Genomic DNA, 20,399 nt, shown 5'->3' with positions numbered 1-20,399 from the left:
ATAATAAAATATTTAGAAAATTTGTGCAATCAATAATAGCGGAAATTTGAAATTTTTTTGAACATTTGTCTCCTCTTACATAATTTCTAAGCACTGGGCATCCTATTCTTGAGGTGATAAAGATGGCGAAAATGAAGAAGAACCCTTCCAAAGCTGGAGTTAGTGCGGCTAGTGTCAAGGGAAATGGCGGGCCAGGAAATGAAGAAGCCCACCTAGACAAAAAAAACAGCCAGAACAATCAGTTTAAAAGGTAGGCTTTGTTTAAAGAACATTGTTGATTTTTATCCCCTGTTGATTGGAGCGGAAGGCGCGAAGACTCCTGTGGGAGTATGGTTCAGGGGAGACCCCGCAGGCGATAGCGCCGAGGAGGCTCGCCGAAACACCCACGGAAAGCGCAGCGCCTGGAGCGGAAATCAACAGACAAGTTCAAAAGAACAAAAAAGTAAGTAAATAACAAAACTAATAGGAGGATTCTCAATGCAGCAACAAAATATGAACATGCAAAACCAACAAGCGACCATGCAACAGCCTCCAGGTGTAGTATCTACAAAGGATGCTCTTTATTTAACCGATATGATGTCATGGAATTTGCTCTCAGCGAAGAAAGCGCACTTCTTTGCCGGACAGTGCCAAGACCCTGAAATTAAAGCGGAAGCAGAAAAGGTTTGTCAAATGCATGAGCGTCACTATCAACAGCTTTTGGGCCACCTAGGCATGCATTCAGGCCAGCAACAGCCATTAAATAATATGCAATAAGAAGGAGGACAGACTGATGAATCAAAACCAAAACCAGCAAAAAATTCAAAACCCTGAATCACAGGTGCCGAAGACTCCACAAATGAACGATCGTGATTTTATTAATGATATCCTGTCTACGGAAAAATATATGACTACGGCTTACACTATGGCACTGCATGAAGCTAGCCACGAAGGCTTGTATCAGGATGTTATGCAGATTTTTACTGAAACACAGCAATGTCAGCGCGACCTTTACGACCTTATGTTTAGAAAAGGCTGGTATGCAATTGAAGCTGCCGATCAACAAAAGCTTCAGCAATCGTACCAGCAGTTCCAAGGTTATACCAACCAGTTGCCACAGCATGGCGGCGGCAATACCACTATGCAATAAGAAAAGCGCAAGCGCCTTGGTCAGCCCCGACAGGCAAATGTTCTTCTGCAAAAAAAGTCGTTCTTTGACTTTTATTGCAGAAGGTTATTTGACCCGAGGGGCTAGGCGCTGGAGCTGGACAATTCTCGAAGTCGAATTTTAAACATTATTATTATTTAAGCAAAAACCCGAAGGCGCCGCCTCCGGGTTTTTTATGTACTTATTGAGCTGATTTCCGATGCTTTTCGTTCATCTGCTTAATTTCGCCAACAATCTGTTTTATTTCTTCTTTCCCATCAGGGTACAATTCATTCCAATGCTTAGCTAAAGCAGGCATAGACTTTGCAATATGGGTATACAAGGCCCACGCCTTCACTTTTTCCTTAACCTCTTCGGTGGATTCTCCCACCAAAAGCTCGCTGTACTTTTCAAGCAAAGCTTCGAACTGCTGAACAAATACTTTCTCCATCATGACACCTTCCATCCTTAGCTACATGCGTACATGGGCAAACTTTACAGCGTTTTCCTGCTGGCAGTTGATAAGAGAAACAGCACGTTTTTCGTAGACGAATCTCTTCATTCATTTCTTCTACATAGGTCTTTTCAGCATCATATCGCTGCAGGGGATTCAAGTTATATTGGCCAAATAAAGAACCTTCTGCTTCTAGTAACAAATAACGGAAGTCGTCTGCTACATTACTATTCTCGTTGTCTTTTAATTCTTTTTCATAGAGCCAAAACAAGTAAACAGCAATATTTTCCCACAGAATTAACTTGGATATACCAACAGCTTTTTCTAATGCCATAATGATTGGATAAATGTTGTTGGCGAACAGGTCACGGAGCACGGTATCACGCCATTGAGTGCGATTTTCTCCATTCCAATCCTGTGTAGTCATCTCCTTCAACGAAAAAGACGGGAGCCAGGCTTTCCCCTGTTCAGGAGACTCCATTGATACATTATCTACTGATACATTCAGCTTTTTATTCCAAACACTCATACTATAAAGGACCGTTACCGCTAAAAAAGCATATCTTTTAATAAAAATGGATGCAGCAACCTTTGTGGAAGGTGCTCCGATGGTCAAAGCTAACTTTTCAAGAAAATCTTTAAGGAATGACTCATCAAGCAGGGAGGCAATAGGAAAAGAATCTGCACTTTTACTGCCCAGCCTGTATTTCTCCAATACAAGAAGTTCATTTTCTGTCAGCTCTTTATCCATTCATCGCCACCGCCTTATCGATAATACATCTTCCCCTGCCATAAGGAATGCATAATGGTGTTCCGAATAATGGATCCATCGTGACCTCACAGTCCATTCCAAACACATTTTTCACAAGACCACAATTGATGACATGCTCAGGCTTCCCCTGGGCATACACCTTTTTTTCTTTAATAGCTACCACGTTATGAGCATAGCGGCAGGCAAGGTTAAGGTCATGAAGGACCATCACAACCGTCCGCTTTTTCTTTTCATTCAATTCAAACAGTAAATCGAGAATTTCGATTTGATGTGTCATATCCAAGTAAGTAGTTGGTTCGTCTAATAGAATAACATCTGTATCCTGAGCCAATGTCATGGCAATCCAGGCACGCTGTCTTTGTCCGCCTGAAAGTGAGTCTACTGTTCTTTCTTTTAACTCCTCTAAACGGGTTGCCTTTAAGGCTTCATTGACCTTTTTTTCATCTTCCTCCGACCATTGTTTTAACCAGGATTGATGAGGGTAGCGCCCCTGTTTAACAAGTTGAAGTACGGTTAGCCCTTCTGGTGCTGAAGGAGACTGTGGTAGTATGGCCATCTTTTTGGCGATTTCCTTAGTTGAAAGCTTTGCGATGGCTTTTCCTTCGAGCAACACACTGCCAGAAGTTGGCTTCAAGAGGCGGGCGATTGAACGAAGAAGGGTAGATTTCCCGCACCCGTTTGCTCCAATAAAAACGGTGATCTCACCCTTTGGAATTTTCAAATTCAACTCATTAATAATGAGGGTCTCCCCATATGAAAGTGATAAATTCTTCGTTTCAATCGCATTCATTCTCATGCCAGCTCCTTCGTTAACGTTTGTCTTCCATTATGCATTTCTTGTTTTAAAAAGTAAGTAGATAAAATATGGTGCCCCAATACCGGCTGTAAACACACCCGCAGGTACCTCCATAGGTGAAAACATTGTTCTTCCAATCAAATCGGCTGTCATAACAAGGATACCACCAATTAGTGCAGAAGCCGGAAGCAGTGCACCAAATGAAGAGCCTACTAACCGCCTTGCCATATGCGGTGCCATCAAACCAACGAAACCAATTCCTCCAGCAAAAGCTACCGAACTTCCAATCAAAGCGGTGCTAATCATCAATAATAAAAATCGTTGTTTTTGGACCTTTCCACCTAACCCCGTTGCCACTTCATCGCCTAGTTCTTGAATATTAATGGTTCTCGCTGCAAAGAAAGCAATTAAGAGGAACGTAATCGTCCAAGGAACCAATGTAGCAACATTTTTCCAGTTAGAGCCGTAAACCGTACCTGTAATCCATATGTTTGCCTGACTTGCCTGATAGATCGGTCCCATGATCATCATCAATGTCGTTAGTGCTTGCATCAAAGTGGATATCCCAATCCCGATTAAAACAAGACGTATAGGCGATATTCCATTTTTCCAAGCAAGGATGTACACTAAAAAGGCAACAATCCCAGCACCCAAAAAGGCGGCTAATGGAAGCCACGCAAGACTGACTGTTAAAGCATTATTTTTATCACTAAAGAAGGCTAAAAATCCAACCACTGCAACAGCCGCGCCGCCAGTAATTCCAAGGACATCAGGCGATGCCAGCGGATTTCGAATCATCCCTTGTAAAATACCACCGGCCACCGCTAATGAAATACCAACCATTAGGGCAACAATGATTCTTGGCAATCGAAAGGAGGTAATAATAAGCTTTTCCATTTCAGGACCGCCGCCGAACAATACTTGTACCACCGTGAGTGGGTTAATTTTCATTTCCCCCGTCCCTGTACTAATAACAAAGACAATGAAGGCTGCAATAAGCAGGATGATAAAAGTGGTAGCTGCTTTCTTATCGATTAAAAAAGAGATTTTATCATTGAATAAGCGAAAGTTTTTATATTTGCTCATCGTCCGTTGAACCCCCTTCTTGCAATAAAAATAAAGAATGGAGTCCCAATAACCGCTGTCATGACACCGACAGGCACTTCAGATGGCATTAAGACATATCTTGCAGCGATATCTGCAGCCAATAAGAGGATGGCTCCCAAAATACCGGATAAGGGAATCACCCAACGATGATCAATTCCAATAATGGATCTTGTAATATGAGGAACAACAATCCCCACAAAGCCAATCGGACCAGCGACTGCTACTGAACCGCCCGCAAGTAGGATCACAATGACTCCGATGGCTAGTTTGACTAGGCCTGTGTTTAGCCCAAGCCCCTTAGCCACATCTTCCCCCATGGACAAGATATTCATTTTTCCAGAAATAAGCACGGCTCCTACCCAGCCAACACCAATATAAGGTAAGACATTAAAAAAGGTCTCCAATTTTCTTCCTTGAACAGACCCTGCAAGCCAAAATAATACCTGCTCCAGTGCCGCTTCATCTACTACAAGCAGGCCTTGTGTAAAAGATGAAAACATGGCCGACATTGCCGCTCCAGCTAAGGTAAGCTTCATCGGTGTCAGGCCTTCACGGCCAAAGGAACCGATGGCATATACACTGACAGCGGCTACTGCTGCACCTAAGAAGGCGAGACCGTTGAAAGCTTGGAGATCTGTCACTGAAAATATAGTAATGGCCACAACAACAGCAAACCCTGCTCCCGCATTAATCCCAAAGATTCCTGGCGATGCCAATGGGTTTTTGGTTAATGTTTGCATGAGAACTCCAGCTATGGCAAGGCTTGCCCCCACTGCAGAAGCAATTAATGCTCTCGGGAATCTAACAGTCTGAATAATAATATGTTCGTTTGACCCATTATAATTCGTATAGGACTCGATTGCTGTCCGCCAGCTAGTGTCTGTATAACCATAGATGACACTGGCACACATTAATAACAGCATTAGCAAAATGGCAGTGATTAGTCCCAGCCATTTTAATGGTGTACTTTTTAACAGCATGTGATTGAAACCCTTCTAACATGTTTATAGTAGTAATTAATTTAAGTCTATCTCTAAATGATAATGATTGTCAATGACTATGAAAATCATTTTCATTTACCTTTTAAAGTTTGTTCACAAAATCGTAAATGATTATGAAAATCATTTTCAATTAAACCGTTGACATCTTCCATTCGTTCATTTTATGATAAAGATGTCATTGAAAATGATTATCATTTACATTTAACAAGGAGGATACATACACATATGAAAATGACAAAATCTTTTTTATCTATCTTCTCCATCCTAGCTATTTTCTTACTTGCAGCTTGTGGCGGTGCAGAGGAAAAAACAACTGAAAAGAAAGAAACACCAAAGACAGCGGCTGAAAAAAGCTATACGGTCGAACATGCAATGGGATCGACGACTATCAAGAGTACACCAAAACGCGTAGTTATTCTTACAAACGAAGGAACAGAAGCCCTTTTATCTATGGGAGTCACTCCTGTTGGTGCGGTTAAATCTTGGACGGGTGACCCTTGGTATGAGCATATCGCCGACCAGTTAAAGGACACAAAAGTTGTGGGTACTGAGAGTGAAGTAAACGTTGAAGCAATTGCTGCATTGAAGCCTGATTTAATTATCGGAAATAAAATACGTCAAGAAAAAATTTATGAGCAATTAAGTGCGATTGCACCGACTGTTTTTGCCGAAACTTTACGTGGCGACTGGAAAGCGAACTATTCTCTTTATGCAAAAGCTGTTAATAAAGTAGATAAAGGGAATGAAGTATTAGAAAAGTACAATGCCCGAATTTCAGACATCAAGGAAAAGCTTGGTGACAAAAAGAATATGAAGGTTTCTATGGTTCGTTTTATGTCTGGAGAAGTTCGTATTTACCATAAAGATACCTTCTCAGGTGTGATCTTAAATGACCTTGGGTTTGCTCGTCCTGAGAGCCAAAACGTGGATGATTTTGCTGAAAAGAATGTAACGAAAGAGCGTATTCCAGCGATGGATGGGGACATTCTCTTCTATTTCACTTATGATACAGGTGATGGAAAAGGCAATACGCTTGCAAAAGAATGGCTTGCTGATCCATTATTCAAAAACCTAGAGGTAGCAAAAAAAGGGGAAGTACACGAAGTAAACGATGCGATCTGGAACACAGCTGGTGGTGTAATTGCTGCAAATCTAATGCTCGATGATGTGGAGAAAATCTTCCTTAAAAAATAACATGAATGTTTGGACCGCCTGGAATGTAGGCGGTCTTTTTCTTGTATTTGATAGCTGGCTGCGAGATTCCGCCAACTTGGGTCGGTATTCCGCCAACTTTTGAAATTATTCCGCCGACTTGGGCTAGAATTCCGCCAACCTTTCATTATATTCCGCCAAACCCCTATTTTGAAGCCACAAAAAAAGAGAGCGGGCTGCCATAAAATGACCCCGCTCTCTTCTGTTTTATGCTGTTGTTGAAAACATGTATTTTTTATAATGGTACCGTATGGAGAAGATTAGACCCAGTCCGAGCATATTCCCCATAAGGGCACTTCCTCCATAGCTAATGAATGGCAATGGAATACCGGTAATTGGCAGAACACCAATAGTCATTCCGATATTTTGAAACACGTGGAAGGTAATCATACTGATTACTCCTACGCAGATATAGGTATAGAAGTTATTCTTCGTTTCCATTCCAACCTTAGTAATGTGATAAATCAATAAGAAAAATAAACTGATTAACACACTCGCTCCAATGAAGCCATATTCCTCCCCGACGACACTAAAAATGAAATCAGTTTGGCTTTCCGGTAAATACACTTCACGGTTACCTGTTCCTTTTCCCCCAGTCTGCCCTGATCCAATCGCAAGTAACGATTTGGTCAATTGATAGGCATCTGAGCCTTGATAGCTATACGGGTCAAGCCAGGAATAAATCCGATTGAACTGGTATTGCTTTACTCCAAGATATTTTTCAAGTAGTTCTGGATTCCAGAGAACGAAGTAAAAAATCGTTCCAATAAGCAAGACACCGACTGAAAACAACGGTGTGAGCAGCTTCCAGGAAATCCCCGAAATAAAGATCATACCTAATAGGATGGCAAGGAAAACGAGGGAAGTTCCTAAGTCCTGTTTAATGATTAGAATCAACGGTGCCATTGTTACCATTCCAAGCTTCACTAACAACCAAAAATCGGATTGCATCGTTTTGATTAGATTTTTCTGATGGTGGTCCTCAATCGTCCGGGAAAGAGCTAAAATAATGAAAATTTTAACAAACTCTGACGGCTGGATGGTACCCAATCCAGGAACCTTAAACCAGTTTTTTGCTCCGTTGATAACCGGTGCAATACTTGGTGGCGCGACAATCAGGAATGCCAGCAGGAAAAGTCCGAATCCATACGCATACCAGGTTAGCTTTCGTAATTGATCCGAGTCAAGTGTCATTACACTCGCAATAATTCCCCCACCAACGACGTACCAAACGATTTGCTTTAATAGGAAGTTCTCCTTATATTGACCGCTTGCCTGGGCGCTATAAATCGCTAAACAGCTCGCTAGAAAAAGTAATATCAGTATAAAAACGAGATTATAATCAAGTTTAGAAGTTGTATTATTATTTGAAGTCATACTAGGTCTCCACCTTATATTAAAACTTGTCCATTCCTCCATTATATTTTTAAAGAGGACAAATCACAACTTCTAAACGACAATGGTTTTATTTACATACTATTTTCCTACATTAAACTTGTCTGTTGATTTCCGCTCAAGAAGCTTCAATCAACAGAGTGTCAATTAAAGATTTTGCTTTAACCTATCATTTAAAGTAAATCCGCTTTACTTCGTTTGCCATCCATTCTAGGTTGCTTGGGACTTGTGGAAGGCCGTAGCCGATGTAGAGTGGAGTGGTGACGAAACGTGAGACAACCTTGGCGTAAATTTTATCATCAATATGATGAAAAAACACATTGTAGCTCGTTGCCTTGAATGGAAAATGATTCAGGATATAATGAACCGCTATTTGCAGATAATCCGAAAATGGTTCCTGGTACCTCGAATCATTCATCTCGATATTAAATTCATAAAATCCCACACGTGGTTTGGTGGAAAGCGTAAATCGAGTGCCCTCCTCTTCTGCAATCACAAGCCCTTCAAACATTTCATGGGTAACTTTTTCTTTATAATCAATATCATTTAAGCCAACGATCTGCATATGCGGATGGGCTAGTGTTCCTCCTGATAATGGGCCATGATTTTTGAAAAATATCACCGAACGATAGCGGCCAGTTTCCTCCATTTCAAGCCAATGCTTGATTCCGAACTTTATTAACCGATGCAAATGATCTTTTGAATAAGTTGACAGCTCTGCATGGCAATCGTCCGTTTCAATCAAGACGGTCTGATATGCATTTTCTAAAACCGGGTATTTATTTTTCAATAGAATGATGGGTCCATCCACCGCTAGAAGGTCCGTCAGTTGGTCGCGTTCGCAAAAAGGGCAGGCCTGTTGTTTGTTCCGGATATTTTCTGGCTTTTTGACTCCGATAGAAGTATTAAAATGCAGATGTGTATGTTCCAAAGCGTTTCTCCTCTCGAACGTTATAGTTCTATTTTATGGGAGTCGACCCTTCATTTGCACTTATTTTGTTTAAATGTCGGAGAATTCAATTGACCTAATTGGTAAAATAAACCTAAAATAAAGGTGGATTTCATGAAGTTGCTTTTCTATGCATATCTTTTAAATGTACAGGCTTATTAATATGTAGAAATGAGAGGGGACCTATGTTAACAAAACTGGAAGCACTTATTCTCGGAATTATCCAAGGTTTAACGGAATTTTTGCCCATTAGCAGTACAGGCCATCTTTATTTAGGAAGAAATTTATTTGGGCTACAGGAAGCGGGGCTTTTACTCGATACCATGCTCCATATCGGTACCTTACTCGCTGTTTTCGTTTTTTATAAGGATGAATTTATTAAAATCATCAAAAATCCCTTTAGTAAGTTAACCTTTTTGTTGATTGTAGGTACGATCCCTGCGGTTATTTTCGGTCTTACTTTAAAGGATTACATTGATGAAATTTCCAAGACAGGCGTTACGATTGGCTGGGAGTTTCTCGTTACAGGATTATTCCTGTGGCTCGCAGATTCAGCAAAAAATGGTTATAAGAAAATGGACGATATTAGCTATAAAGATGCGTTGATTATTGGGACTTTTCAAGCGGTAGCCATTATGCCGGCCATCTCTCGTTCAGGTATGACGATAGTAGCAGCACTGTGGCGGAAATTAGATCGAGAAACAGCGGCCTATTTCTCCTTTCTCTTATCAACCCCCGCTATTGCTGGTGCGATTGTGCTACAAACGAAGGATTTGTTGGGCGGCGCTGGTGAGGAAATCTCCTTGTCTGCTTTGCTCGTGGGGATTATCTCTTCTGCCATTTTTGGCTATATTGCCGTTAAATGGATGATTGGTTATTTGAAAAAGAATTCATTAAAACCGTTTGCTATTTATGTATGGGCATTAGGAATTATCGTCTTGTTTTTCCAATTTACAGGGAAGTTTTAATCAGGTGGAGCGGTTTCGCAAATAAAAGGTCTGTTATCGCAAATAAAACATGGATTATCTCAAATAGAATAAATAATAATCACAAAAAAGCAGCTCGAGATGACTCGAGCCGCCTTTTTTTATACTGTTTCAGTCTGTTTTGCCATTTCACGAGCAGCCTCTGCAGCCTGTTCTTTCGCTTTTGCCATAATTTCCGGGATCATTTTTGGAAAATGATCCATTCCTTCTGCAAAAACGGTTTCCATCAATTCAAAGCCAAGGAATTCAAGGGCTTTGCTTAAATAACGGTCGCCCATTTCAAAATCAACCATTTTTCCAGTTGAATAAATGCCTCCGCGTGTTTGAATGTGAATTGCCTTTCTTCCGGTAAGAAGGCCCTCTGCACCGTGTTCAGAGTAGGTAAATGTTTTTCCTGCAATAAATAAACAATCCATAAAGGATTTTAAAATGGCCGGTGCACCAAGGTTCCAGATAGGCGTAACAAATACATAGTAGTCCGCATCAATAAATCGCTCAGCAAGTGCATGCATTTTCTCGATTTTTGTCAGCTCTTCTTCTGTAAGCTGATCTTTTGTATATCCCATAAAGGATAATTTTGCACGTGCATATAGTAAATCCATGTCAATCTGGGGGATATCCATGCTATATAAGTGCATATGTTCAATTTCAACATCCGGCTGTTCCTTTTTAAACTCCTCTAAAAATACTTCCCCAATCTGCATTCCTTTTGAAAGCTTTATATCGTTTTTCGGATTAGCCGTAATATACAAAAGCTTCGACATGTACATCCCTTCCCTTATCCCACAATTTAATATTTCTACTACTATACTACAACAAACTTCCATGCTCACCATTGAACAAAAAGTGAAGTTTGTGATATTTATGTGAAATTTACAGCTCCCTTTGAACATATCGTGACAATTCTACACGAAACCAAACAAAACTTAACAAAACTTAACAAAAATCACAGCTATTATGATAATCTTTTAATAAAGTAAACTTGGAATTGGAAAAGGAGGGTGACGAATGGAAGAAAAGGCATATACGCCCGATGAAGTGGCCCAAATCTTTCAAATCTCTAAACATACGGTTTATGAGTTAATTAAAAGAGGTGAACTGCAGGCATTTAAAATAGGAAACAAAATGAGAATTGAACATGCCGAGCTTGAAAGGTATAAAGAGAATACGAAAGCTCCGGCTAAGAAAAGTCAAGCTGGTCTATCTAACACATTCAGTAATCATTCCCTCTCTATTCGACTATCTGGAAGTCACGATTTTCTTGTCGAACATTTTGCTAAACAGGCTGGCACTGCATTAAATCTACAAATTCAGCCTTCTTACATAGGTAGTCTAGAAGGTCTTATGATGCTTTACCGCGGTCAATGCGATATCGCCGCCATTCATCTATTAGATCCGACATCACAAGAATATAATCTGCCATTTATTCATCAACTTTTTGTCTATGAATCAATCCTTGTCCTTCGATTAGCGGCAAGACAGCAAGGCTTTATCGTTGCAAAGGGCAATCCAAAAAGCATTCTTGATTTCCCTGACCTTGTAAGAAAAGATGTACAATTCATCAACCGTCAAAAAGGAGCAGGAACAAGATTCTTACTTGACTCTAAGCTCTCAAGCTATGGGATTAATCCTAGTAAAATTAACGGGTACGACAATGAAGAATGGAATCATCTTTCTGCAGCTTCCTATATAAGTAGAGGGATCGCAGATGTTGCCTTTGGAATTCAGTCCGCTGCCAGTCATTTAGGACTTGATTTTATTCCAGTTGCCCAAGAAAATTTTGATCTTGTGTTTCGCTTTACGGATGAAAACAAACAAAGCTTGACGGAGTTAATTCAATACCTACAATCCCCTGAGTTCAAAGATAGTTTAACTGATTTAGAAGGTTACTCTATTGGAGATTTAGGAAAAGTGATCTATCAAACTAGTTTACCGGAGGAAACCACATGTTAAAAAACCGCTACATAATCGTTTTATTTGCTTTCATGCTTTTAGTCCTTTCCGCTTGCGGAAAATCCGAAACAAATGATGCTGCTGCTAAGGAGAAGAAAGTAGAACCTAAGGCAGCACCAACCGAGATGATTCTTGCCACAACAACAAGTACACAGGACAGCGGTTTATTAGATGTCCTTATCCCTATGTTTGAAAAGCAAAATAATGTAAAAGTAAAAACCATTGCGGTTGGTACTGGACAAGCGTTAGAGATGGGAACAAAAGGCGAAGCCGATGCCCTTCTTGTGCATGCCCCTGCTGCTGAAAAAGCTGTTGTTGATGCTGGTGACGCCATTAACTACAAACGTGTCATGTATAATGACTTCATTCTTGTTGGTCCAAAAGAAAATCCGGCGGGTGTCAGCGGTGACGACATTGCTGCAGCATTCAAAAAATTAGCTGTTGCTAAAGCAACTTTTGTTTCACGTGGTGATGACTCTGGTACAAACAAAAAAGAACTTGGCATTTGGGCATTAGATAACATTAAGCCTGAAGGTAATTGGTATGTTTCAACCGGACAAGGAATGGGTCAAACCTTACAGGTCGCTGCTGAGAAAAAAGGATACGTCCTAACTGACCGTGCAACGTGGCTTGCTCAGGAAAAAAACTTAGATACTCTTAAAATCGTTGTTGAAGGCGGCAAGGATTTAATGAACATTTATCACGTAATGCAAGTAAATCCTGAAAAGCATGATAAAATTAATAGCAAAGATGCCGAAAAATTTGTAGAATTTATGGTAGATCCAAAAACACAAGACGTCATTGAAAACTTTGGAAAGAAAGACTATGGTCAATCATTGTTTTATAAATATACTGAGTAGATTTTAATAGAGAGGAGGCTGACTAAAAACACTGAGGTCAGCCTCCTTTTAAGACCTGGAGGGCAACTTAGGATGGAACTATTAATAGATGGGCTTAAGAAAGCATTTGAAATGATCTTCTCAGGTGACCCTGAGGTATTTGAAATTACTTGGCTGACTCTAAAGGTCTGTTTAATTTCCATCCTATTTAGCACCCTGCTTGGTCTTCCCCTTGGTATTCTACTTGGATTAACTAGATTTAGAGGCCGCAAATTACTTCTATTATTTATTAATATGGGAATGGGTCTCCCCCCTGTTGTTGCAGGACTTTGGATTACCATGTTTTTATGGCGCTCCGGCCCGTTAGGTGATTGGTCCCTGCTGTATTCACCCACAGCCATTGTCATGGCCCAAGTATTAGTCTCTTTACCCATTATTACAAGCTTAACCTGTTCTGCTTTTCAGCAAATTAATGATAAAATGCTTCTGCAAATTAAAGCGCTCGGAGCAACGAAATGGCAAACATTAGTCATCCTCGTCAAACAATCTAAAATTGCAATTTTAGCTGCGGTAATGGCTGGCTTTGGCCGGGTCATTGCTGAGGTGGGTGCCGCCATGATGGTAGGTGGTAATATCCAAGGCGACACCCGTATATTAACCACTTCGATTGTGATGGAAGTGTCGAAAGGAAATTTTGATATTGCCCTCGCTCTCTCGTTTATTTTATTAACCGTTGCCCTATTGATTACAGCGATTTTAACCTTTTTACAGCAAAGGAAGCGATTTTCATGAGCCCATTAATCGAGCTGAAAAACCTCACCTTTACAGCCCATGGTAGAACCATTCTCAATATTCCTGAGTTTCACATTCATGAAGGGGAATTCGTCGGCATTATGGGACCGAATGGGGCGGGAAAAAGTACACTGCTAAAGGTACTCGCTTTTCTTGATAATCAAACGAACGGTGAGATTCTTTACCGTGGACAGTCCATCCCGAAAGGAAATGTTCCGCTAGAATTACGAAGGAAATTCTCAATTGCCCTCCAGCAATCCTTACTTTTAGATGCAACTGTTTTTCACAACATCGCCATTGGCTTAACCTTACGAAAGGTTCCAAAAAGCGACATTAAGGAAAAAGTGGCTTATTGGATGGAGGTATTCGGTATCACGCATCTCACGAAAAAAAATGCACTCTATTTATCCGGAGGCGAGGCGCAAAGGGTGAATTTAGCACGTGCTATGATTGTGGAACCCGAAATTCTTTTTCTCGATGAACCTTTTTCCGCTTTAGATTTTCCGACAAAAATAAGGTTAATGGAGGATTTCAAGCGAATTATTGAAGAAGCAAAAACCACGGCAGTGTTTGTCAGCCATGACTTAATGGAGATTCACTATCTTACCAAACAGCTTACCATTATTGCCAACGGTGAAGTGAAGCAAACCGGCCCCACTTCTCGGGTCCTCGAACATCCGAATGCCGCCACCGCTCCCTTCTTAAATGAATGGAAAAAATTCTTTCCCGTCGCACGTTAAACGGCAGCTCCATGAGGGCTGCCTTTTTCGTTTGATTAAAAACGACGAGAGGAATAAAATATGGTAGAAGTTAACTTTTTACAGATACATATTAACCTGTGGTTTAAAGGGGGAGTTCATTCCATGAAATATGCAATTATAACCGGTGCATCAAAGGGGCTAGGCGAAGCGATTGCAAAACGCCTCATTCAAGAACAAATTGCCGTCGTTTCTGTTTCTAGAACAGAAAACGAGGAAATGAAACAATTGGCGGCCGAAAATGGCCTATTTTATCAGCACTATGTCTGCAATCTCTCTTTGGAAAAAGAAGTACAGGAAGTATTTATGGAGATTGCCCACTGGATTTTTGAAAAGAATCCTAAAGAGATTCTTCTTTTTAACAACGCAGGCGTTATCGAACCGATCCAGACTGTCGGAAATTTAGATCAAACGCCGATTATCCGTAATATCCAAGTTAATTTAATTGCACCGATCATTATAACCAATCTCTTTTTTAATAAAGCGCAGGTCACAAATACAGCAGTACAGGTCATCAATGTAACCTCCGGGGCAGCCGTTCGTTCAATCGAAGGCTGGAGTGTGTACTGCAGTTCTAAAGCGGGCATTAATATGTTTACACAGACAGCAGCACTCGAACAAGCTGAACTGAAGACTAACAACAAAATCATTGCCTTTAGTCCAGGAGTCATGGATACCAACATGCAAGCTACCATTCGCTCTTCCTCAAAAGATGCGTTTAAAGATTTGGAGCGCTTCAAGGAATTCAAGGAAAAAAATACTCTCTTACAGGCAGACACCGTGGCCAATGCATTAGTAGACTTACTGTTAAGCGGGAATATTGAAAGTGGAAAAGTGTACAATATTAATGAACTATTAAAGTAAGCAAAGAGGCCTTGCATCTAGCAAAGGCCTCTTTTAGTCTTCTTGTGGAAACCATAAGGTTATGCTGGTTCCCTTATTTAGTTTACTTTTTACTTTGATTAATCCTTTGTGGGCATCCATTAAGGCCTTCACAATGGAGAGACCAATGCCGACCCCGCCTGTTTTGCGGTCTCGTGATTTGTCGCCGCGATAGAACCGTTCGAATATATGCGGGATATCATCTTCGGCCATGCCAGAGCCTTCATCTTGAATTTTGAAGCCAACATAGCCTTCCTTATCCGTTTGCACAGAAAGGGTAACATTCTTCCCTTCTGGTGTATATTTCAATGCATTATTAAGTATGTTTGAAAGGATTTGCATGAGCTTGTCTTTGTCCGCCTCAAACAATTCCTCTTGTTTCGGTTCCTCGATGTGAAGATGAACACCCTTTTCCTTAAAAATAGGCATAAACATTTCGTACAATGCCTCTAATACACTACCAGCCTCTAATTCTATTTTTTCCAGCCTAATTTGCGGATTTTCAGCAGCGAGTAATTTTTCTAGTTCATTCACTAGTCTTACTAACCGCATCAGCTCTTCGTGACTTACCTGTAAACGCTGTGGTGTTGGCTCCCAAATTCCGTCCTGAAAGGCTTCAATTTGACTTCTTAAAGTCGCTAAGGGCGTCCTTAATTCATGGGCCAAATCACCCGTAAACTGCTTCCGAAGCATTTCTTCCCTCGCCAAGGATTCTGCAAGGTTATTAAATGAGATAGCAATTTGTTTCACTTCTGTAGGCAGACCTGACAATGGGATTCGAATGTCCAAATTATGCTGCTGAAGTTCATTTGCGGCAAAAGATAGCTTCTTTAAACCAGATGTCAGCTTTTTTGAAAAAAGCATGCTGAAGACGATGGCTAGAACAATCGTTAAACATACCGCTGCGTAAATATAGAGTTGGATAGATTGGATAAACGTATATTCATCATCAATTAAGCCTTTAGGATAAATGGCCACCAGTTTTCCAATGATGGTATTATTCACCTTCAGTGTATAGGATTTGGAATGCCACTCCTCCCCATCCGGTGCTGGTTCAGTCAAACCGAAGCTATTCAGCATGCTCCGAATGTTAGAAGAATCCATCTGCAGTTGTCCAAACCGATCATATAATTGAAAATAAAGCTGATCAGTCATTGCATGCTCATGCAACAGACCATACACAGGATCACTGGTAAAATGTCCATTCTTCCTATAATCCTTCTCAATTTCCGTGATAATCCGATCAATCTTCTTTTCTCTGTTGTGGTCTAAATAACTATTAAAGCTCTCTTCAAATCCATATTGAATAAAAAAGCTGACGATTAAGATTCCGATCATAGAAATCAAAACTAAATAAAAAAGGATTTTAGACCGGAGTGTTTGCAGCATCTAGTACCCCTCCAAATTTATAGCCCATCCCAAAAACAGTAACGATGAAATCCGGCTGTCGTGTATCTTGCTCTATTTTTTTGCGGAGGTTTTTAATATGTGTATCCACACTGCGTTCATAGCCTTCATAGTACATGCCCTCGTCCTGAATTTTCTCTAATAAGTCCATTCGACTGTATACACGACCTGGATTTTCCGCCATATTCGTTAATAGCTTGTATTCGATTGGTGTTAATGTCACATATTCTCCGTTTACTTTGACTTCTTTCTTTATAATGTCTACCACTAGTTTTTTTTCGTTGAATTCAAGGAGTTGTACTTTCTCCGTCTTTTTGACACGCCTTAAAATTGCCTGAACGCGTACAACCACTTCCCGAGGACTAAATGGCTTCGTTAAGTAGTCATCTGCACCCATAACAATTCCGTTGATTCGGTCATCCTCTGCCGATTTGGCCGTAAGCATCAGAATGGGAACATCTGATTCTTTCCGTACGAGCCGGCAAACCTCTTCCCCAGAAATATCGGGCAGCATAAGGTCTAATATAATTAAGTCAGGGTTTATGCTTTTTGCCTTCTTTAAAGCATCTATTCCATTATCAGCACTGTGAATTTCATAGCCTTCTCTCTCTAAGTAGGCCTCGAGAACTTCTATAATTCTACGTTCGTCATCCACTAATAATATTTTCATTATAATCACTCCCCATATCTTTACTATATCATCTTGGGTCTGTGATTTTTGTAACTTCACAAATTCGCTACAACTTAGTCAAAACATCTTCAATTTTTAAAAATTAGCTACAATAAGAGTCCCCTTCTATTCTAATGTTGTAGTATTCTAAGGGGAGTGAGGTGCTGAATAGAATGAATAAAATATCATTTAAAATAGGCTTGCTTTTCTTCTTAGCCATTTTTCTACTAGAAACGATTTCGATGTTCTTTTTGCATAATAATATTATTCATTCCCGCGTGCATGAGGAATTGTCTGCGCTCCAGACCAGGGGGAATAACCATCGGGAAGTATTAGAGGCTTCCTTCCATGATGAAACAATTAGACATATTGCTATGATGGAAGCCCAGACAGATACACAGGTAATCCTTACGAAACCAGATGGCGCCATTTATATGTCATCAAATAAAGTAACGGATGAAATGAAGCAAATTCTCCGTAATACACCGAAGAAGATACCACATGAAGGACTGATCTTAGAAGACAATTGGAAAAATGCTACGTATATTGCTTCAATTAGTCCTGTTGTCATTGATCAACAGATTGATGGCTATGTATACATGTTCCAAAATACACAAAAAATTAAAGACTTAATCTCCGGACTTAACCAGCATTTTCTGCTTGCAGGACTGCTTTCTCTATTATTTATGATTATCATCATTGTGTTTTTGACCCGAGTGGTCACACATCCGCTAATTAAAATGAGTGAGGCGACCAAACGAATCAGTAAAGGTGACCTCAGCGTCTCTTTGCCAAAGTTGGGGAAGGACGAAATCGGGGATCTGGGGGAGTCCATTCAAGTCTTAGCGAGTGATCTAGAAATTTTAAAGAATGAACGAAATGAATTCCTAGCAAGTATCTCACACGAGCTGCGAACGCCATTAACTTATATTAAGGGCTATGCAGATATCGCTCGACGTAAGGAAACGAATGAACAGGATCGGAAACAGTATTTAAACATTATCCATGAAGAGTCACTGAAGTTATCCAACCTAGTAAAGGAACTTTTTAATTTGGCGAAAATGGATGAAAATACATTCTCTATTGAAAAGGAAGAGGTTCATCTACGTCCCTATTTCCAAGGAATCATTGAAAAAGTTTCTCCAGCACTGAAAGAACAGCATATGGACCTTTTTCTTGATTGCCCGGATGATCTTTATTTATCGATTGACCAGATCCGATTTGAACAGGTCATTCTAAATCTGCTGGATAATGCGCGGAAATATTCGGAGCCTCATACCAAAATTAGACTTGGGGCGAAACAGATTAGTGGAAAAATTCATATACGATTACAAGATGAAGGGAAAGGTATTCCTGAAAAAGATTTACCTCGCATCTTTGAACGCTTCTATCGTGTGGATAAATCAAGAACCCGGGCTCTTGGCGGATCGGGGCTTGGACTCGCCATTGTGAAACAGTTGGTCGAGGCCCATGGTGGAACTGTGGAGGTAACTAGCAGCCCGAATGAAGGGACGACATTTGAAATAATCATTTAAATAAAAGCTGTGTAAAAGAACATTGTTGATTTTTATACCCTGTTGAATGGAGCGGAAGGCGCGAAGACTCCTGTGGGAGTACGGTTCAGGGGAGACCCCGCAGGCGTGAGCGCCGAGGAGGCTCGCCGAAACGCCCACGGAAAGCGAAGCGCCTGGAGCGGAAATCAACAGACAAGTTTAACAAAGCCTAAATAAAAACTCCTTATCAAGCTGATTGATAAGGAGTTTTTGTTGTTTATTCTACTTTCTTTTTCACTTCGTCTGTTAATTCCTCAATACTTTTTCTCACATTGCCTTTACCTGAATAGTTTTCAATAAGTTCTTTCACATCAATTCCGCTTGAAGCCTTTAAGGATTCCTGAAGGCTCGCCATTAGATTCGTGGCGTAGCTGGTGATTTTATTGGCACCGCCGTTTTCACCTGAGCCACCGCCCGTATCCACAACCGTAATTTTATCGATATTAGCTAATGGAGCAGCCACTTGCTTCGCATATTCTGGGAGCATTTTAATGACCATATCCAAGATTGCCGCTTGCCCGAATTGCTCGAACGCTTCGGCAATTTTTTCTTTCGCTTCTGCTTCTGCCAAACCTTTTAAGCGGATAATTTCGGCTTCCGTTGAACCCTGTGCCTTTTGTGCTTCTGCTTTCGCCAAACCATCTAAGCGGATTCTCTCTGCTTCCGCCTTTGCCATGGCTTCAATCCGGTATTTATTTGCTTCTGCTTCCGCCATTTGCTTCGCTTTATCCGCTGCTGCTGATTGCTCAACAGAGTAACGGTCAGCATCGGCCTTCTTCTTCACTTCGGAATCATATTGGCGTTCGCGACGCTGAATTTCTTTCTCTTCCAGTTCAATTTGCTTTTGTCTTTCTATAATCTTGATTTGCATTTCTTGCTCCATTACCTCTTGCTTCGAACGTGCACTTTCAAGATCATACGCTTGGTCTGCACGGGCTTTGGCAATATCTTGCTCACGGCGGAAATCAGCGACTTTCAGCTGATTCGTTTTCTCTGCTTCAGCGATTTCTGTTGCCCGCTCCAGTTCACTGCGTTTTGCTTCCTTAGCGGCTTCCGCTTTTTTAATCCGTGTTTCTTTCTCCGCCTCGGCAGTAGCAATATCGGCATCCCTTTTTACTTGCGCAATACGCGGCTTACCAAGTGAGTCGAGGTAGCCATTTTTATCACGAACATCTTTAATAGTGAACGAGACAATGACTAACCCCATTTTCGCTAGATCCTGTGATGCCACCCTTTGGACCTCCTGCGAAAACTTGTCACGGTTTTTATAAATTTCTTCCACCGTCATCGAGCCAAGAATCGACCGTAAATGACCCTCAAGGACTTCTCTTGCTTCGTTTTCACGATCTTCCTTCGGCTTGCCAAGAAACTGTTCAGCAGCCGTTGCGATTTCACTAATAGAACCGCCAATTTTAATAATTGCGACACCATCAGCCATAACCGGCACACCTTGCTCTGTATAGACCTCAGGAGTGGTTACCTCGAGTTTACTAGAAAGCAAGCTAATCGGCTTTGCTTGTTGAAATACTGGTAAAATAAAACTACCTCCGCCGCGGATAATCTTGATTTTGTTTCCTGATTCGTCGACATGTACACTCCCGTTACCGAGGAAGCTACCTGTTATGATAAGTGCCTCGTCAGGTCCAGCTGTTCTATACTTTGTGATAAACACGCCAATTAAAGCAATAAGAATAAGTGCGACAATACCGATAATAACCCAGATAATGCTAAATTCCATCTCTTAAAA

The 20,399-nt window shown here is 40.8% G+C and carries 22 protein-coding genes; 11 read left to right on the top strand and 11 right to left on the bottom strand.

Features of this window, described 5'->3' with window-relative positions:
* The first annotated feature begins 122 nt into the window (after positions 1–122).
* From AC3A54_RS13060 to AC3A54_RS13050, 3 genes are all read left to right on the top strand, one after another.
* On the top strand, positions 123–254 hold the full coding sequence (locus AC3A54_RS13060; protein ID WP_307285483.1) for a YuzL family protein: 132 nt from the start codon (positions 123–125) through the stop codon (positions 252–254).
* Between the two features lie 223 nt (positions 255–477).
* On the top strand, positions 478–756 hold the full coding sequence (locus AC3A54_RS13055) for a hypothetical protein (protein WP_308082613.1): 279 nt from the start codon (positions 478–480) through the stop codon (positions 754–756).
* 16 nt (positions 757–772) lie between these two features.
* Entirely contained in the window at positions 773–1,129 is a 357-nt protein-coding gene (locus AC3A54_RS13050; protein ID WP_487654767.1) for a spore coat protein, read from the top strand.
* A 199-nt stretch (positions 1,130–1,328) separates the two neighbouring features.
* On the opposite strand, the gene AC3A54_RS13045 is transcribed toward AC3A54_RS13050, so the two are convergent.
* The 5 genes from AC3A54_RS13045 to AC3A54_RS13025 are packed head-to-tail and all read right to left on the bottom strand — an operon-like array spanning position 1,329 to position 5,235.
* Positions 1,329–1,577: a DUF2573 family protein gene (locus AC3A54_RS13045; protein WP_335544719.1), complete on the bottom strand. Its 249-nt coding sequence runs from the start codon at positions 1,575–1,577 to the stop codon at positions 1,329–1,331.
* Entirely contained in the window at positions 1,537–2,331 is a 795-nt protein-coding gene (gene fhuF / locus AC3A54_RS13040; RefSeq protein WP_487654766.1) for a siderophore-iron reductase FhuF, read from the bottom strand. The genes AC3A54_RS13045 and fhuF overlap by 41 nt, the downstream gene beginning before the upstream one ends.
* Complete coding sequence (locus tag AC3A54_RS13035; protein ID WP_487654765.1) at positions 2,324–3,142, bottom strand: ABC transporter ATP-binding protein; 819 nt, start codon at positions 3,140–3,142, stop codon at positions 2,324–2,326. The genes fhuF and AC3A54_RS13035 overlap by 8 nt, the downstream gene beginning before the upstream one ends.
* A gap of 36 nt (positions 3,143–3,178) precedes the next feature.
* The gene (locus AC3A54_RS13030) at positions 3,179–4,234 is read right to left on the bottom strand and encodes a FecCD family ABC transporter permease (RefSeq protein WP_487654764.1); all 1,056 of its coding nucleotides are present in this window, start codon (positions 4,232–4,234) and stop codon (positions 3,179–3,181) included.
* The gene (locus AC3A54_RS13025; protein WP_487654763.1) at positions 4,231–5,235 is read right to left on the bottom strand and encodes a FecCD family ABC transporter permease; all 1,005 of its coding nucleotides are present in this window, start codon (positions 5,233–5,235) and stop codon (positions 4,231–4,233) included. The genes AC3A54_RS13030 and AC3A54_RS13025 overlap by 4 nt, the downstream gene beginning before the upstream one ends.
* A gap of 246 nt (positions 5,236–5,481) precedes the next feature.
* On the opposite strand from AC3A54_RS13025, the gene AC3A54_RS13020 reads away from it, so the two are divergent.
* Positions 5,482–6,450: an ABC transporter substrate-binding protein gene (locus AC3A54_RS13020; RefSeq protein WP_487654762.1), complete on the top strand. Its 969-nt coding sequence runs from the start codon at positions 5,482–5,484 to the stop codon at positions 6,448–6,450.
* A gap of 225 nt (positions 6,451–6,675) precedes the next feature.
* Here AC3A54_RS13020 and AC3A54_RS13015 read toward each other — a convergent pair whose 3' ends face one another.
* Positions 6,676–7,845 (bottom strand): FtsW/RodA/SpoVE family cell cycle protein, encoded by a 1,170-nt coding sequence (locus tag AC3A54_RS13015; RefSeq protein WP_308082606.1) that lies wholly within the window; start codon positions 7,843–7,845, stop codon positions 6,676–6,678.
* Positions 7,846–8,032: 187 nt separating this feature from the next.
* Positions 8,033–8,794, bottom strand: a complete 762-nt coding sequence (locus AC3A54_RS13010; RefSeq protein WP_335544698.1) for a DUF4931 domain-containing protein — start codon at positions 8,792–8,794, stop codon at positions 8,033–8,035.
* 203 nt (positions 8,795–8,997) lie between these two features.
* Here AC3A54_RS13010 and AC3A54_RS13005 point away from each other — a divergent pair, with 203 nt between their 5' ends.
* Positions 8,998–9,780 carry an undecaprenyl-diphosphate phosphatase gene (locus tag AC3A54_RS13005; RefSeq protein ID WP_308082604.1) on the top strand — a complete coding sequence of 261 codons (783 nt, stop codon included), beginning with the start codon at positions 8,998–9,000 and terminating at the stop codon, positions 9,778–9,780.
* Positions 9,781–9,899: 119 nt separating this feature from the next.
* Here AC3A54_RS13005 and AC3A54_RS13000 read toward each other — a convergent pair whose 3' ends face one another.
* Complete coding sequence (locus AC3A54_RS13000; protein ID WP_335544699.1) at positions 9,900–10,562, bottom strand: FMN-dependent NADH-azoreductase; 663 nt, start codon at positions 10,560–10,562, stop codon at positions 9,900–9,902.
* A gap of 244 nt (positions 10,563–10,806) precedes the next feature.
* Between AC3A54_RS13000 and AC3A54_RS12995 the strand changes: the two genes are divergently transcribed.
* The 5 genes from AC3A54_RS12995 (at position 10,807) to AC3A54_RS12975 (ending at position 15,004) form a co-directional block, all read left to right on the top strand.
* Positions 10,807–11,751: a helix-turn-helix transcriptional regulator gene (locus AC3A54_RS12995; protein ID WP_487654761.1), complete on the top strand. Its 945-nt coding sequence runs from the start codon at positions 10,807–10,809 to the stop codon at positions 11,749–11,751.
* Positions 11,745–12,611, top strand: a complete 867-nt coding sequence (locus AC3A54_RS12990) for an ABC transporter substrate-binding protein (protein WP_335544701.1) — start codon at positions 11,745–11,747, stop codon at positions 12,609–12,611. The genes AC3A54_RS12995 and AC3A54_RS12990 overlap by 7 nt, the downstream gene beginning before the upstream one ends.
* A 72-nt stretch (positions 12,612–12,683) precedes the next feature.
* Positions 12,684–13,382: an ABC transporter permease gene (locus AC3A54_RS12985; protein WP_487654760.1), complete on the top strand. Its 699-nt coding sequence runs from the start codon at positions 12,684–12,686 to the stop codon at positions 13,380–13,382.
* Positions 13,379–14,122 carry an ABC transporter ATP-binding protein gene (locus AC3A54_RS12980; RefSeq protein WP_487654759.1) on the top strand — a complete coding sequence of 248 codons (744 nt, stop codon included), beginning with the start codon at positions 13,379–13,381 and terminating at the stop codon, positions 14,120–14,122. Before AC3A54_RS12985 ends, AC3A54_RS12980 begins: the two co-directional genes overlap by 4 nt.
* 123 nt (positions 14,123–14,245) lie before the next feature.
* The gene (locus tag AC3A54_RS12975; protein ID WP_487654758.1) at positions 14,246–15,004 is read left to right on the top strand and encodes a (S)-benzoin forming benzil reductase; all 759 of its coding nucleotides are present in this window, start codon (positions 14,246–14,248) and stop codon (positions 15,002–15,004) included.
* Positions 15,005–15,037: 33 nt separating this feature from the next.
* On the opposite strand, the gene AC3A54_RS12970 is transcribed toward AC3A54_RS12975, so the two are convergent.
* Together AC3A54_RS12970 and AC3A54_RS12965 are read right to left on the bottom strand one after the other, a co-directional pair.
* Positions 15,038–16,411, bottom strand: coding sequence for a HAMP domain-containing sensor histidine kinase (locus AC3A54_RS12970; RefSeq protein WP_308082597.1), 1,374 nt, complete (start codon positions 16,409–16,411; stop codon positions 15,038–15,040).
* Positions 16,389–17,099, bottom strand: a complete 711-nt coding sequence (locus AC3A54_RS12965) for a response regulator transcription factor (RefSeq protein ID WP_308082596.1) — start codon at positions 17,097–17,099, stop codon at positions 16,389–16,391. The genes AC3A54_RS12970 and AC3A54_RS12965 overlap by 23 nt, the downstream gene beginning before the upstream one ends.
* 173 nt (positions 17,100–17,272) lie before the next feature.
* Here AC3A54_RS12965 and AC3A54_RS12960 point away from each other — a divergent pair, with 173 nt between their 5' ends.
* Positions 17,273–18,634 (top strand): sensor histidine kinase, encoded by a 1,362-nt coding sequence (locus tag AC3A54_RS12960; RefSeq protein ID WP_487654757.1) that lies wholly within the window; start codon positions 17,273–17,275, stop codon positions 18,632–18,634.
* A 235-nt stretch (positions 18,635–18,869) separates the two neighbouring features.
* On the opposite strand, the gene floT is transcribed toward AC3A54_RS12960, so the two are convergent.
* Complete coding sequence (gene floT / locus AC3A54_RS12955; RefSeq protein ID WP_487654756.1) at positions 18,870–20,390, bottom strand: flotillin lipid rafts scaffold protein FloT; 1,521 nt, start codon at positions 20,388–20,390, stop codon at positions 18,870–18,872.
* Between the last annotated feature and the right edge of the window lie 9 nt (positions 20,391–20,399).

The organism is Neobacillus sp. Soil_C_43 (assembly GCF_057656715.1).
The sequence above is the reverse complement of the archived record's forward strand: the minus strand, read 5'-3'. Positions and strand labels throughout refer to the sequence as shown.